This window comes from Kitasatospora sp. NPDC090308 (genome assembly GCF_044769485.1).
Classification (GTDB): domain Bacteria; phylum Actinomycetota; class Actinomycetes; order Streptomycetales; family Streptomycetaceae; genus Kitasatospora; species Kitasatospora fiedleri.
Genome location: NZ_JBIVXY010000006.1, coordinates 276,943 through 290,235 on the forward strand (window position 1 = coordinate 276,943; position 13,293 = coordinate 290,235).

The following is a 13,293-nucleotide window of genomic DNA, read 5'->3' on the forward strand; positions in this document are numbered from 1 at the left end:
TGGATAACCGCCCGCAGGCTGTGGGTAACTCCGCCAAAGCTGTGCACAACCCTGTGGACACCACTGTGGATAACCACACGATCACCCTGGTGAGACATCGCTGACCTGCGGTGACTCTCCGCACAGCCTGTGCATGAGAAATTCTTCACACACCCGGGGCCCGAGCCGGGGTCCTGTTCGAGGGACCGTTCGAACCCGGGTCCGTCCACAGGAGAAGTAAGTGTCACAGGACACTTACAGCCATTACCTGTGGATGAGTAGGCTGAGCCCATGCCCGTCAGACCGCCCACGGCCAGTCCGCCCGCCGCCGACCGCCGCCGCCACGACCGGGAGATCCTCGCCCTGGCCGTCCCCGCCTTCGGCGCCCTGGTCGCCGAACCGCTGTTCCTGATGGCCGACTCGGCGATCGTCGGCCACCTCGGCACCGCCCAGCTGGCGGGCCTGGGCGTCGCCTCGGCCGCGCTCACCACCGTCGTCGGCGTGTTCGCCTTCCTCGCGTACGCCACCACCGCCGCGGTGGCCCGCCGGATCGGGGCGGGCGACCGGCGGGCCGCCGTCCAGCAGGGCATCGACGGGATCTGGCTGGCGCTGGTCCTCTCGGCCGGCCTGGTGGTGCTCACCCTGCTGCTCGCCCCGCAGGCCGCCCGGCTGCTCGGCGCCTCCGCCACCGCCGAACCGCACGCCGTCACCTACCTGCGGATCAGCGCGCTCGGGGTGCCCGCGATGCTGCTGGTGCTGGCCGCCACCGGCGTGCTGCGCGGCTTCCAGGACACCCGCACCCCGCTGCTGGTGGCGATCGGCGGGTTCACCGCCAACCTGCTGCTCAACCTGGGCCTGGTGTACGGCGCCGGCCTCGGGGTGGCCGGCTCCGCCTGGGGCACCGTGATCGCGCAGAACGCGATGGCCGCGGTGTACGTGGCGGTGGTGGTCCGCGGCGCCCGCCGCGAGGGCGCGACGCTGCGGCCGGACGCCGCCGGCATCCGCGCCTCGGCCCGGGCGGGCGGCCCGCTGCTGGTGCGGACCCTGAGCCTGCGCGCGGTGCTGGTGCTGGCCACCGCGGTGGCCGCGCACCTGGGCGACGCCGAGGTGGCCGCCCACCAGATCACCATGACCGTCTGGTCCTTCGTGGCCTTCGCGCTGGACGCGGTGGCGATCGCCGGGCAGGCGATCATCGGCCGCTACCTGGGCGCCGGCGACCTGCCGGGCACCCGGGCCGCCACCCGGCGGATGGTCGAGTGGGGCCTCGGCGCGGGCGTGCTGTTCGGGCTGCTGATGGTGCTGGGCCGCCCGCTGTACGTCCCGCTGTTCAGCTCCGACCCGGCGGTGCAGGGGCAGCTGTCCACCGCGCTGCTGCTGGCCGCGCTGACCCAGCCGGTGGGCGGGCTGGTGTTCGTCCTGGACGGGGTGCTGATGGGCGCGGGCGACGGCCGCTACCTGGCGCGGGCGATGCTGGTCACCCTGCTGCTGTTCGTCCCGGCGGCGCTGGCCGTCCCGGCGCTGGGCCTGGGGCTGGCCGGGCTGTGGTGGGCGATGAACCTGTTCATGCTGAGCCGGGCCGCGTTCCTGGCCGGCCGGGTGCGCACCGGCCGCTGGATGGTCACCGGCGCGGTCCGGGCCTGAGGACGGCACCGGGGACCGGGCGCGGCAACGGCCCCGGAACGGCCGGAGGGCCGGACCCCGTGGAACGGGGTCCGGCCCTCCGGGTGCCTCGCGGCGTGCCCTGCGGCACGGACGCTACGGCACCGCTACGACTGCGTTCAGGCGGCGACGACGTTGACGTCGAGGTTGGCCTGGACGTCACCGTGCAGCTTGACCGAGACCTTGTGGGTGCCCACGGTCTTGATCGGCGAAGCGATCGCGACGGCGCGCTTGTCCACGGCCGGGCCGCTGGCGGCCTTGATGGCCTCCACGACGTCGGCCTGGGTCACGGAGCCGAACAGGCGGCCGGCCTCGCCGGAGCGAACGGCCAGCTTGACCTGCAGGCCCTCGAGCTTGGCCTTGACCTCGTTGGCGGCGTCGAGGGTCTGGATGGCGTGGATCTTCCGGGCGCGACGGATGGCGTCGACGTCCTTCTGACCGCCCTTGGTCCAGCGGATGGCGAAGCCGCGCGGGACCAGGAAGTTACGGGCGTAGCCGTCCTTGACCTCGACGATCTCGCCGGCGCTGCCGAGGCCGGGGACCTCGTGAGTGAGGATGATCTTCATTCTTCGGTCACCCTCTCTTAGCGCGCGGTGGAGGTGTAGGGCAGCAGGGCCATCTCACGGCTGTTCTTCACGGCCGTGGCGACGTCACGCTGGTGCTGGGTGCAGTTGCCGGTGACCCGGCGGGCACGGATCTTGCCGCGGTCGGAAATGAACTTCCGCAGCAGGTTCGTGTCCTTGTAGTCCACGTACGTGGCCTTGTCCTTGCAGAAGACGCAAACCTTCTTCTTCGGCTTGCGAGCAGGCGGCTTCGCCATTGTGTGCTCCGTTAGGTACGAGATCTGTCAGCGTCGGCGGGCCCGCGGGGGGCCCGCCGAGCACCGCTTAGAACGGGGGTTCTTCCGAGTAGCCGCCGCCGGAGTTTCCACCCCAGCCGCCGCCGCCCTGGTTGGACGCGGGGGCGCTGGACGCCCACGGGTCGTCGGACGGGCCGCCCTGGCTGCCGCCGCCGGGGTTTCCGCCCCAGCTGCCGCCGCCCTGGTTGCCGCCGCCGAAGCCGCCGCCACCCTGCTGGCCGCCGCCGCCGAAGCCGCCGCCGCCACCGCCCGGACCGCCGGTCCGGTTGGCGCGGGTGACCTTGGCGGTCGCCGAGCGCAGGCTCGGGCCGACCTCATCGACCTCGACCTCGAAGACCGTCCGCTTCTCGCCTTCCTTGGTCTCGTAAGACCGCTGGCGCAGTCGGCCCTGCACGATCACGCGCATGCCGCGCTGCAGCGACTCGGCCACGTTCTCCGCCGGCTGACGCCAGACGTTGCACGTGAGGAAGAGGCTCTCGCCGTCCTTCCACTCGTTGGTCTGGCGGTCGAAGGTGCGCGGGGTGGACGCGATGCGGAACTTGGCCACCGCGGCACCCGACGGGGTGAAGCGCAGCTCGGGGTCGTCGACGAGGTTGCCGACGAGGGTGATGACGGTCTCGCCTGCCATGTGGTGATGACCTCTCGGAAAGGAGTTCTGCGGTGCTCGTCAGCGGTGTTCCACGTGGAACACCGGACGTGAGCCCTCCGGCGCGGACGCCGGAAGCGGGCTCAGTGGGTGTCCGGGCGCAGGACCTTGGTCCGCAGAACCGACTCGCTCAGGCTGAACTGGCGGTCGAGCTCCTTGACGACCTCGGGCGTGGCCTTGAGGTCGATGACCGAGTAGATGCCCTCGGACTGCTTGTTGATCTCGTACGCCAGGCGACGCCGGCCCCAGGTGTCGACCTTCTCCACCTTGCCGCCGCTGGTGCGGACGACGTTGAGGAAGCTCTCGATCAGGGGGGAGACAGCGCGTTCCTCGACCGAGGGGTCGAGGATGACCATCACCTCGTAGTGACGCATGTGTAACCCACCTCCTTTGGACTCAACGGCCACGGCATTTCCGTGGCAGGAGGGTTGTGCGCGTCGGCACCGGTGGATCCGGGCATGCGAACACGCCCCTACACCAGTGCAGAGGGGCAAGCCTACCGGGTCAGCCGACCGGCGGACAAAACAGTTGGCCGCCGCGGTTGTCACTTCGGTCACATCGGCCGCAATCTGGACAGAACGAACGTTCCCTCTCCCGGGAGGTGGGTCCCATGGCACAGGCCGTCCCCAGGCCGCAGCACCGGTCGCAGTTCACCCTCAACACCGACGGACACCCGCACCCGCGGGAGAACGCCCTGGTCGGCGTGACCGTCCTGCTCGGGGTGATCGCCTTCGTCACCTCGTTCTTCCACCACCTGCACCTCCTGACCTCGTGGACCGGCCTGTTCGGGGTGCTCACCGGACTGGCCGGGCTGTTCCTCTCGGTGACCACCGCCGAGCGCTTCGCGGTCGTCATCGGCACCGGCGCGGCGGCGTTCGGCCTCTTCCTCGGCGTGGCGCACGGCGGCCTGTTCGGGGGCGTGTGGTGACCTCCCCCCGGCGCGGGGCGGGCTGAGTCCGCCTCCCTCCACTGGGCCTCCGATGCCCTCCCGGCGTAGTACCTGTATCAGCGGGTGCCGCCGGGAGGGCATCATCATGTCGGGTCGGTTCCCGGTCGAATCGGACCATTCGGACGATAGGGTCACCATGGGGGGATCCGACGAGGAGGAGCACGGAGCATGAGCCTGCGGCTGCGGACGATCACACGCGAGGAACACCTGGCCTTCGTGCAGAGCCGGCCCTCGGCCAGCCACATGCAGGTGCCCTCCTGGGCGGACGTGAAGGCGGAGTGGCGCGCGGAGAGCCTGGGCTGGTTCGACGCCTCCGGCGAGCTGGTCGGCGCCGGGCTGGTCCTCTACCGCCAGCTGCCCAAGGTGAAGCGGTACCTGGCCTACCTGCCGGAGGGGCCGGTGATCGACTGGTTCGACCAGGACCTCGACCGCTGGCTCAAGCCGATGCTGGCGCACCTGAAGTCGCAGGGCGCCTTCTCGGTGAAGATGGGCCCGCCGGTGGTGGTGCGCCGCTGGGAGGCGCCCACCATCAAGGAGGCGATCGCCGGCGACCGGGCCAAGCGGCTGCGCGACGTCGAGCCGGACTTCACCGAGCCCCGCGCCCTGGAGGCCGCCGAACGGCTGCGCCGCTCCGGCTGGCTGCAGGGCGAGGACGGCGGCGCCGGCTTCGGCGACGTCCAGCCCCGGTACGTCTTCCAGGTGCCGCTGGGCGGCCGCTCGCTGGACGACGTCCAGCGCGGCTTCAACCAGCTGTGGCGGCGCAACATCAAGAAGGCCGAGAAGAGCGGCGTCGAGGTGGTCCAGGGCGGCTACGAGGACCTCGCGGTCTTCCACAAGCTGTACGTGGTCACCGCCGAGCGGGACCACTTCACGCCCCGGCCGCTCTCCTACTTCCAGCGGATGTGGCAGTCCCTCACCGCCGAGGACCCGAACCGGATGCGGCTCTACCTCGCCTACCACGAGGGCGAGCCGCTGGCCGCCACCACGATGCTGGTGGTCGGCGAGCACGTCTGGTACTCCTACGGCGCCTCGGCCGACCACAAGCGCGAGGTCAAGCCGTCCAACGCCATCCAGTGGCGGATGATCCGGGACTCCTACGCGCTCGGCGCGAGCGTCTACGACCTGCGCGGGATCAGCGACACCCTGGACGAGGACGACCCGCTGTTCGGACTGATCCAGTTCAAGGTCGGCACCGGCGGCCAGGCCGCGGAGTACCTCGGCGAGTGGGACTTCCCGCTCAACAAGCTCCTGCACAAGGCGCTCGACCTCTACATGTCGCGCCGCTGAGCCGGACGGCCGGGCCGGCGGACCGCCGCCCGCCGACCCGCCGCCTGCCGGTCGCCGGTCGCCGGTCGCCCGCCGGTGCGCCACCCGAAGAACACCACGGAGAGAACGCGATGACCCTGACGATGTACGTGGACACCGGCCGCTGGCGGGCGCACCAGCGCGGCCTGCTGGCCGAGTTCGACGGGCTCGTCCCGGTCGCCAAGGGCAACGGCTACGGCTTCGGCAACACCCGGCTGGCCGCCGAGGCCGCCCGGCTGGGCGTGCCGACGCTGGCGGTGGGCACCACGGACGAGGCGGCGGCGGTGGCCGGCGACTTCCCCGGCGACCTGCTGGTGCTCACCCCCTACCGGGCGGGCGAGCCCGAGGTCGAGCTGCCCGCCGGGCGGGTGGTGCGCACCGTCGCGCACCCCGAGGCGCTGGCCGCGCTGCCCGGGGGGACCAGGGTGGTGATCGAGTGCATGACCTCGATGCGGCGGCACGGCGTCGCGGCCGGTGAGCTGTCCCGGCTGCCGGTGGGGCACCTGGCGGTGGAGGGCTTCGCGCTGCACCTGCCGCTGGACCGGCCGGACGGCAGCGACCCGGTGGACGAGGTGTCCGGCCTGGTCCGGGCGATCGACGGGGCCGGGCTGCCCGCCGGCACCGTCTACCTCAGCCACCTGTCCGCCGCGGACGGGCCGCGGCTGGCCGAGCGGCACCCCGGCACCGCCTTCCGCTCCCGGATCGGCACCCGGCTCTGGCTCGGCGAGGTGGAGGCGCTCTCCTCCCGGGCCACCGTCCTGGACGTCACCCCGGTCTCCCGCGGCGAGCGCTACGGCTACCGGCAGCACAAGGCCCCCTCCGACGGCCACCTGCTGGTCGCCACCGGCGGCACCGCGCACGGCGTCGGCCTGGAGGCCCCCAAGTACGTGCACGGGGTGCTGCCCCGGGCCAAGGGGCTGGCCCGGGCCGGTCTGGCCACCGTCAACCGGACGCTGTCGCCGTACTCCTGGCAGGGCAAGCAGCTGTGGTTCGCCGAGCCGCCGCACATGCAGGTGTCGATCCTGTTCCTGCCCGGCGAGCTCAAGCCGCCCGCGATCGGCGACGAGCTGTCCCTGACCGTCCGGCACACCACCACCCACTTCGACCGGGTGGTCGAGCGCTGAGCCCGCCGCCCCCGGGGCCCGGCCGAACGCCGGAGCCCCGCCCGCCGTGACGGCGGGCGGGGCTCCAGGGCTCCGGGGCTCCGGGGCCGGGCGGCCTCCCGGAGGACTCACCGGGCCGCCTCCCGGGTCACCTTCCGGGTCACCTCTCGGGCCGGGGCTCCGCGCCGAGCTCGACGACCGGTTCCGGGTCCTTGCTCAGCCAGTCCGAGCGCGGCGCGTACGCGGCGTAGCTCTCCTCCTCGCGCAGGCCGCGGGCGGTGCCGAGCACGAACCGGTCCGGGGCGCCGTCCAGCACGCCGCCCGACGGGTCGTCGCTGCCGTCCCAGCGGACCGGGTCGTGCTCCGGGTGGAGGATGTCGCGGACCACCAGGTAGCAGAGGTACAGGGTGCCGACCAGGTGCAGGGCGATGGCGAAGTGGTACCACTCCTGGTCGATGCCGTGGTGCTTGCCGTCGCCGTTGTAGGCCAGGAACGACCAGACGCCGAGGAAGTACAGCACCTCGCAGGCCTGCCAGAGCAGGAAGTCGCGCCAGCGCGGCCGGGCCAGCACCGCCAGCGGGATCAGCCAGAGCACGTACTGCGGCGAGTACACCTTGTTGGTCAGCACGAAGGCCGCCACCACCAGGAAGGCCAGCTGGGCGAAGCGCGGGCGGCGCGGGGCGCTGATCGCCAGCCAGCCGACCGCCAGGCAGCTGAGCACCAGCAGGACGGCGATCCAGGTGTTCAGGGTCTCCAGGTTCCGGCCCTTGCGGATGCCCTGCATCAGGATCAGCCAGAACGAGCCGTAGTCCTCCCGGCGGGTCTGGCTGAAGCTGTAGAAGGTCAGCCAGCCCTTCCAGTTGGCCAGCATGATCGGCAGGTTGACCACCAGCCAGGCCCCGGCCGCGCCGCCGAACGCCTGGCCGAACTCCTTCCACCGGCCGGCCCGCAGGCAGAGCACCAGCAGCGGGCCGAGCAGCAGCACCGGGTAGAGCTTGGCGGCGGTCGCCAGGCCGATGAAGACGCCCGCCCAGACCGGCCGGGAGCCCGACCAGTAGGCCATCGCCACCGCGGCCAGGGCCACCGCCAGCAGGTCCCAGTTGATGGTGGCGTTCAGCGCCAGGGCCGGGGCCAGGGCGAACAGCAGCGCGTCCCACGGGCGGCGGCGCTGGGTGCGCGAGGTGGCGACCACCGCGACCACGGCGCAGATCATCAGCATCCCGGCGTTGACCATCCAGAACCACTGCTCACGGCTCATCAGGTCGCCGCTGTGGGTGGTCAGCCAGGCCGCGACCTGCATGAACAGGCCGGTCAGCACCGGGTACTCCAGGTACTGCATGTCCGGCGAGCCCTGCGGGATCGGGTCCAGGTACGGGTGCAGCCCGTCGGCGAAGCCGCGGCCGGAGAACAGGTGCGGGATGTCGCTGTAACAGGCCTTCGTGTACTGGGTGGTGGCACCGTGGAACCAGCCGTCGTTGTAGCACGGGGCCTTCTGGAACAGGCCCAGCACGTAGACCGCGATCACCGCCAGCGCAAGGAACTTGGCCGGCGTCCACCAGGACACCCCCAGCAGCGCCCGCCGCCCGGGCGGGCCGCCGAACAGCTCGCTGCCGGCCTCCGCGACCGGGTCCTCGTCCGCGGGCACCACCACGGTGTTGGGCAGCGGACCGTCGGCCTGCGCGGGGCCGGGCGGCGAGGTCTCGTCACGAAGGCTGGAGGTCATGGCCGACATACTGCCGCACCGTTCCGCGCAATCGAAGAGGGGCACGGGATCGCCCTCGCGATCCGTGCCCCTCTGCGGTGTTTGTGCCGGGGTTCCGGCGGGCGGCTCAGCCGGTGCCGGTGCCCGGTCCGCCGTTGCGGCCGCTGGTGGTGCCGGTGGTGGTGCCGGTCCCGCCCGCTCCGTTGCCGCCGTTGCCGCCGGTGCCGGTGCCGCCGGCCGCTCCGGAGCTCGGGGAGGAGCTGGGGCAGAAGCCGAGCAGGCAGTCCGGGCTGGAACTCGCGCTGGAGCTGGGCTTGCCGGACGGCCGGCCGGTCGGGCGCTGGCTCTCGGTCGGCGACGGGTCGGCGGTCTCGGTGGGCACCTCGGCGGTGGGGCTGGTCTCCGTCGACGGGGAGGTCGAGGGCGAGGCCGAGGCCGAGGCGGTGGCCGGGGCGCCGGAGGAGTCGACCTCCTGGCCCCAGGGGGCCGGGGCGGTGAAGCTCCGCGGGTTGCCCGGGCCGATGATCTTCATGTAGCGGGTGAAGATCTCGGTCGGGAAGTCACCACCGTGGATCTCGCTCTTGCCGCCGGTGCCGTCCAGCGACTCCAGGCCGGTCTGCTTGGCCACGTCCTCGCGCCACATGCTGACCGCGGTGGTCAGGCTCGGGGTGTAGCCGATCCACCAGGCCGACTTGCTCTTGTCGGAGGTGCCGGTCTTGCCGGCCACCGGGAAGCCCAGCTCCGCGGTCTTGCTGCCGGTGCCGTTCTTCGCCACGTTCTGCAGCACGTCGGTGATGTTGTCGGCGACCGCCGGCTCGATCACCGTCTTCAGCACCGGCTTGTCGAAGTTCGGCAGGTCCTTGCCGCGGAACTGCACGCCGGTCACCGAGTACGGGTCGGCCTGCTGGCCGTGCGCCGGGAAGACCGAGTAGGCCGCGGCCATCCGGATCGCGCTCGGCGTCGAGGTGCCCAGCGGGAGGGTCAGCGTGTTGGCCGGCGACAGGGTCTTGTCGTCGTGCAGGCCGAACTTGATCGCCATCGCCCGGACCTTGTCGCCGCCGACGTCCTGGCCGAGCTGGACGAACGGCACGTTGTACGACCACTGCATGGCCGTCCGCAGCGTCACGTAGCCCTTCTTGCCCGGGTCGCTGTTGCGCTGGTGGTAGGGCTGGCCGTCGTCGCCGATCGCCTTGCTGCCGTCGGCGCGGTAGATCTGCGCCAGGTCGTCGGCCAGGTAGCGGGAGTCCGGGTTGATCTTGGCGGGCTTGCCGTCCGGGCCGTTCTTGGTGAGGACGCCCTCCTGCATCGCGGTGGCCAGCACGATCGGCTTGAAGGTCGAGCCGACCGGGACGCCGGCCGCGTCGGCGTTGTTGGTGAAGTGGCCGTTCTCGACGCCCGGGCCGCCGTAGATGGCCACGATCGCGCCGTCACCGGGCACCACCGAGGCCGCGCCGATCTGGACGTTGCGGTCCAGCTCCTTGTTGGCCGGGTCCAGCCGGGCCGACTCGAAGTCGTCCACGGCCTTCTTCAGGGCGTCGACCTTGTCCTTCTGGAAGGTGGTGTGGATCTGGTAGCCGCCGCGGTCGAGGGCCGCCGTGGTGATGTCCGGGTCCTTGTTGGTGACGTACTGCTTGGCGGTCTCGACCAGGTAGGAGACCTCGCCGGTGGTCTTGGTGGCGGTCTTCGCGTCGATCGGCTCGGGGAAGTCCTTGCACTTGGCCCGGTCGTCCGCGGACAGCGCCTTGGTGGTCACCATCCGGTCCAGGATCCAGTTCCAGCGCTCCACCATGCGCTCGTGGTTGGCCGCGCTCAGGCTCGGGTCGTACAGGCCCGCGCCCTTCAGCAGGCCCGCCAGCATGGCGCCCTGGCAGACGTCGATCTTGCTGGCGTCCACGCCGTAGTACGCCTGCGCGGCCGCCTGGATGCCGGTCGCGCCGCGGCCGAACCAGCTGGTGTTCAGGTAGCCGGTGAGGATCTGGTCCTTGCTCTTCTCGCCGTTGACCTTCAGGGTGATGAAGAATTCCTTGGCCTTGCGGGAGAGCGTCTGGTCCTGCGACAGGTAGACGTTCTTCACGTACTGCTGGGTGATGGTCGAACCGCCCTGGGTCTCGCCGCCGGTGGCCATCTTGTAGACGGCGCGGGCGATGCCCTTCGGGTCGATGCCGGAGTCGGTGCGGAAGGTGTCGTTCTCCGCCGCTATGACCGCGTCCTGGGCCGGGCGGCTGATCTGCGAGAGCTCGACCAGCTGCTGGTTCTCGTTGCCGGTGCGGGCCATCTCGGTGCCGTCGGCCCAGTAGAAGATGTTGCTCTGGATCTGCAGCGGGGTCTTCTCGTCCGGCACCTGGACCAGCGCGTACGCGGCGCCGACCGCGGCCACGCCGCCGCCGAAGAAGACCAGGAACAGGGTCAGCACCTGCTTCCAGGACGGCAGCCAGCGCCGCAGGCCCGACTTGCCGGACCGCGGGTAGTCGATCAGCCGCTTCTTGCCCGGCCGACCGCCCCGACCGGCGCCGCGGCCACCGGGCGGCCCGCCCGCGCTGCCGGCACCGCCGCCGCCCTTGCGGGACTGCTTGCGCATCTCCGCCCGGGTCGGCCGGGGCTGCTCCGCGGTCTCCCGCGCGGCGCGCCGACCGCCCTGGCCGGGGACCTGCCCGGGCCCGGGGCGCCCGGGGGCGCCGGAACGGTTCGGCCCGGCCGCCCGCCCCGGGGCCGCGGCCCGTCCGGGACCGCCCGCGGGGCCGCCCCGCCCGTACTCGGGTGCGCCCTCGACCGGGTGGCCGTACGCGTACGGCCGTTCGGAGTCCGACCGCCGCGGCGGCGGTTGCTCGCCCCCGGGGTTGGCCGACCTGCGCCGGTGTTCGCTCATCTCTCCGCAGCTCCTCGGTCAGGGTGCACAGGCGAAAGAGTACGGCGCTCCGAAAGCCACCTAATCGGGCATTGGAAGCCAACCCGGACGAACCGACCGCGATTCATTACACGCCCGTTGCCCAGCGGCCTTGTGATCCCAGTTACGCGTGCCCCTCTTGCTCCTTCCGTGACCCAGGGTTACTGTTGCCGATATATCGAGCCGATACATCGGCGCGACACATCGGTTCGGCATACACTGCCGGACCGGGGCCCGCATCCGGCGAGCAGGAACCCTCACGGAAGGAGGAAGGCGGCATGAGCCGACGCTCCGGCGTCCTCGAATTCGCCGTCCTCGGCCTGCTCCACGACGCGCCCATGCACGGGTACGAGCTGCGCAAGCGGCTCAACGTCCTGCTGGGCTCGTTCCGGGCCTTCTCGTACGGAACGCTCTACCCCTGCCTGAAGAGCCTGGTCGCCCAGGGCTTCCTGGTGGAGGACAACCCGGACGTCGAGTACGTCCCGGCCACCGCGCTCAACGGCAAGCGGTCGAAGATCGTCTACCGGCTCTCCCCCGAGGGCAAGCAGCGCTTCGAGGAACTGCTCGCCGACACCGGGCCGGAGGCCTGGGAGGACGAGCACTTCGGTGTCCGGTTCGCGTTCTTCGGCCAGACCGACCGGGTGGTCCGGATGCGCGTGCTGGAAGGCCGCCGCAGCCGGCTGGAGGAGCGGCTGGAGCGGATGCGCAGCTCCGTCTCCCGCACCCGCGAGCGTTTCGACGACTACACCCTCGAACTCCAGCGCCACGGCCTGGAGTCCGTGGAACGCGAGGTCCGGTGGCTCAACGAGCTGATCGAGACCGAGCGGGCCACCAGAACCGGACGCAGTGCCGCGTCCCCGCACACTTCGGACGGCCGTGGTCCGGCCGACGGGTCCTCCGACCCGCCCGGGCCACCGTACGACCGCCCGGGGCGCTCCTGACCGGAGCGCTGCACCACCGCGCCGGCCCCGCCGCCCGCGGCGAGGCGTGGGCGCCCCGTGCGCCCGATCAGACAGTCAGAACAGATGTGGAACGAGGTCGCCGCCACAGCACGGCGGGCCTCATGAGATTCAGGGAGCAACCGGAATGGGTTCGGTTCGCGTAGCCATCGTCGGCGTGGGCAACTGCGCCGCCTCGCTGGTGCAGGGTGTCGAGTACTACAAGGACGCCGACCCGGCCGGTAAGGTCCCCGGCCTGATGCACGTCCAGTTCGGCGACTACCACGTCAAGGACGTCGACTTCGTCGCCGCGTTCGACGTGGACGCCAAGAAGGTCGGCTTCGACCTGGCCGACGCCATCGGCAACAGCGAGAACAACACCATCAAGATCTGCGACGTGCCGCCGACCGGCGTCACCGTGCAGCGCGGCCACACCCTCGACGGCCTGGGCAAGTACTACCGCGAGACCATCGAGGAGTCCGACGAGGCTCCGGTCGACGTCGTGCAGATCCTCAAGGACCGCCAGGTCGACGTCCTGGTCTGCTACCTGCCGGTCGGCTCCGAGGACGCCGCCAAGTTCTACGCCCAGTGCGCCATCGACGCCAAGGTCGCCTTCGTGAACGCCCTCCCGGTGTTCATCGCCGGCACCAAGGAGTGGGCCGACAAGTTCACCGAGGCCGGTGTCCCGATCGTCGGCGACGACATCAAGTCGCAGGTCGGCGCCACCATCACGCACCGCGTGATGGCGAAGCTCTTCGAGGACCGCGGTGTGGTCCTCGAGCGCACCATGCAGCTGAACGTCGGCGGCAACATGGACTTCAAGAACATGCTCGAGCGCGAGCGCCTGGAGTCCAAGAAGATCTCCAAGACCCAGGCCGTCACCTCGCAGATCCGCGACCGTGACCTGGGCGCCAAGAACGTCCACATCGGCCCGTCCGACTACGTCGCGTGGCTCGACGACCGCAAGTGGGCGTACGTCCGCCTCGAGGGCCGCGCGTTCGGCGACGTCCCGCTGAACCTCGAGTACAAGCTCGAGGTCTGGGACTCCCCGAACTCGGCCGGTGTCATCATCGACGCCGTGCGCGCCGCGAAGATCGCCAAGGACCGCGGCATCGGCGGCCCGATCCTCTCCGCGTCCTCGTACTTCATGAAGTCCCCGCCGGTGCAGTACTTCGACGACGAGGCCAAGGAGAACGTCGAGAAGTTCATCCGCGGTGAGGTCGAGCGCTGAGCGCCGAGCGCTGAGCATCGGCTGACGTGACGTCAGGT

General features: G+C 71.3%; 12 protein-coding genes. 6 read left to right on the forward strand and 6 right to left on the reverse strand.

The annotated features are described in order from the left end of the window. Positions 1 to 270 precede the first annotated feature (270 nt). The gene (locus tag ACIQVD_RS17200) at positions 271 to 1,620 is read left to right on the forward strand and encodes an MATE family efflux transporter (protein ID WP_400682816.1); all 1,350 of its coding nucleotides are present in this window, start codon (positions 271 to 273) and stop codon (positions 1,618 to 1,620) included. A 137-nt stretch (positions 1,621 to 1,757) separates the two neighbouring features. Here the strand turns inward: ACIQVD_RS17200 and rplI are convergent, their stop codons facing one another. The 4 genes from rplI to rpsF all read right to left on the reverse strand — a co-directional run bounded on the left by rplI (position 1,758) and on the right by rpsF (position 3,517). Next, positions 1,758 to 2,204, reverse strand: a complete 447-nt coding sequence (gene rplI / locus ACIQVD_RS17205) for a 50S ribosomal protein L9 (RefSeq protein WP_400682813.1) — start codon at positions 2,202 to 2,204, stop codon at positions 1,758 to 1,760. A gap of 17 nt (positions 2,205 to 2,221) precedes the next feature. Next, the gene (gene rpsR / locus ACIQVD_RS17210) at positions 2,222 to 2,458 is read right to left on the reverse strand and encodes a 30S ribosomal protein S18 (protein ID WP_033214207.1); all 237 of its coding nucleotides are present in this window, start codon (positions 2,456 to 2,458) and stop codon (positions 2,222 to 2,224) included. A 67-nt stretch (positions 2,459 to 2,525) separates the two neighbouring features. Beyond that, positions 2,526 to 3,125 carry a single-stranded DNA-binding protein gene (locus tag ACIQVD_RS17215; RefSeq protein WP_111555413.1) on the reverse strand — a complete coding sequence of 200 codons (600 nt, stop codon included), beginning with the start codon at positions 3,123 to 3,125 and terminating at the stop codon, positions 2,526 to 2,528. A gap of 101 nt (positions 3,126 to 3,226) precedes the next feature. Beyond that, positions 3,227 to 3,517, reverse strand: coding sequence for a 30S ribosomal protein S6 (gene rpsF / locus ACIQVD_RS17220; protein WP_030457607.1), 291 nt, complete (start codon positions 3,515 to 3,517; stop codon positions 3,227 to 3,229). A 236-nt stretch (positions 3,518 to 3,753) separates the two neighbouring features. On the opposite strand from rpsF, the gene ACIQVD_RS17225 reads away from it, so the two are divergent. The 3 genes from ACIQVD_RS17225 to ACIQVD_RS17235 all read left to right on the forward strand — a co-directional run bounded on the left by ACIQVD_RS17225 (position 3,754) and on the right by ACIQVD_RS17235 (position 6,521). After that, positions 3,754 to 4,071 (forward strand): hypothetical protein, encoded by a 318-nt coding sequence (locus ACIQVD_RS17225; protein WP_100837242.1) that lies wholly within the window; start codon positions 3,754 to 3,756, stop codon positions 4,069 to 4,071. A gap of 189 nt (positions 4,072 to 4,260) precedes the next feature. After that, the gene (locus ACIQVD_RS17230; RefSeq protein WP_400682806.1) at positions 4,261 to 5,379 is read left to right on the forward strand and encodes a lipid II:glycine glycyltransferase FemX; all 1,119 of its coding nucleotides are present in this window, start codon (positions 4,261 to 4,263) and stop codon (positions 5,377 to 5,379) included. 110 nt (positions 5,380 to 5,489) lie between these two features. Next, positions 5,490 to 6,521 (forward strand): alanine racemase, encoded by a 1,032-nt coding sequence (locus tag ACIQVD_RS17235; RefSeq protein WP_402289910.1) that lies wholly within the window; start codon positions 5,490 to 5,492, stop codon positions 6,519 to 6,521. A 139-nt stretch (positions 6,522 to 6,660) separates the two neighbouring features. Here the strand turns inward: ACIQVD_RS17235 and ACIQVD_RS17240 are convergent, their stop codons facing one another. Continuing rightward, positions 6,661 to 8,223 carry a glycosyltransferase family 87 protein gene (locus tag ACIQVD_RS17240; RefSeq protein ID WP_402289913.1) on the reverse strand — a complete coding sequence of 521 codons (1,563 nt, stop codon included), beginning with the start codon at positions 8,221 to 8,223 and terminating at the stop codon, positions 6,661 to 6,663. 106 nt (positions 8,224 to 8,329) lie between these two features. Beyond that, positions 8,330 to 10,780, reverse strand: coding sequence for a transglycosylase domain-containing protein (locus ACIQVD_RS17245; RefSeq protein ID WP_402289915.1), 2,451 nt, complete (start codon positions 10,778 to 10,780; stop codon positions 8,330 to 8,332). Between the two features lie 584 nt (positions 10,781 to 11,364). Between ACIQVD_RS17245 and ACIQVD_RS17250 the strand changes: the two genes are divergently transcribed. Both ACIQVD_RS17250 and ACIQVD_RS17255 read left to right on the forward strand, forming a co-directional pair. Then, entirely contained in the window at positions 11,365 to 12,027 is a 663-nt protein-coding gene (locus tag ACIQVD_RS17250; RefSeq protein WP_400682796.1) for a helix-turn-helix transcriptional regulator, read from the forward strand. Between the two features lie 145 nt (positions 12,028 to 12,172). Further along, positions 12,173 to 13,255 (forward strand): inositol-3-phosphate synthase, encoded by a 1,083-nt coding sequence (locus ACIQVD_RS17255; RefSeq protein ID WP_100837238.1) that lies wholly within the window; start codon positions 12,173 to 12,175, stop codon positions 13,253 to 13,255. The last annotated feature ends 38 nt before the right edge of the window (positions 13,256 to 13,293 follow it).

Coding starts and splice junctions, on each gene's coding strand:
- ACIQVD_RS17200 (WP_400682816.1), top strand. CDS start 271: ATGCCCGTCAGACCGCCCACGGCCAGTCCGCCCGCCGCCGACCGCCGC.
- rplI (WP_400682813.1), bottom strand. CDS start 2,204: ATGAAGATCATCCTCACTCACGAGGTCCCCGGCCTCGGCAGCGCCGGC.
- rpsR (WP_033214207.1), bottom strand. CDS start 2,458: ATGGCGAAGCCGCCTGCTCGCAAGCCGAAGAAGAAGGTTTGCGTCTTC.
- ACIQVD_RS17215 (WP_111555413.1), bottom strand. CDS start 3,125: ATGGCAGGCGAGACCGTCATCACCCTCGTCGGCAACCTCGTCGACGAC.
- rpsF (WP_030457607.1), bottom strand. CDS start 3,517: ATGCGTCACTACGAGGTGATGGTCATCCTCGACCCCTCGGTCGAGGAA.
- ACIQVD_RS17225 (WP_100837242.1), top strand. CDS start 3,754: ATGGCACAGGCCGTCCCCAGGCCGCAGCACCGGTCGCAGTTCACCCTC.
- ACIQVD_RS17230 (WP_400682806.1), top strand. CDS start 4,261: ATGAGCCTGCGGCTGCGGACGATCACACGCGAGGAACACCTGGCCTTC.
- ACIQVD_RS17235 (WP_402289910.1), top strand. CDS start 5,490: ATGACCCTGACGATGTACGTGGACACCGGCCGCTGGCGGGCGCACCAG.
- ACIQVD_RS17240 (WP_402289913.1), bottom strand. CDS start 8,223: ATGACCTCCAGCCTTCGTGACGAGACCTCGCCGCCCGGCCCCGCGCAG.
- ACIQVD_RS17245 (WP_402289915.1), bottom strand. CDS start 10,780: ATGCGCAAGCAGTCCCGCAAGGGCGGCGGCGGTGCCGGCAGCGCGGGC.
- ACIQVD_RS17250 (WP_400682796.1), top strand. CDS start 11,365: ATGAGCCGACGCTCCGGCGTCCTCGAATTCGCCGTCCTCGGCCTGCTC.
- ACIQVD_RS17255 (WP_100837238.1), top strand. CDS start 12,173: ATGGGTTCGGTTCGCGTAGCCATCGTCGGCGTGGGCAACTGCGCCGCC.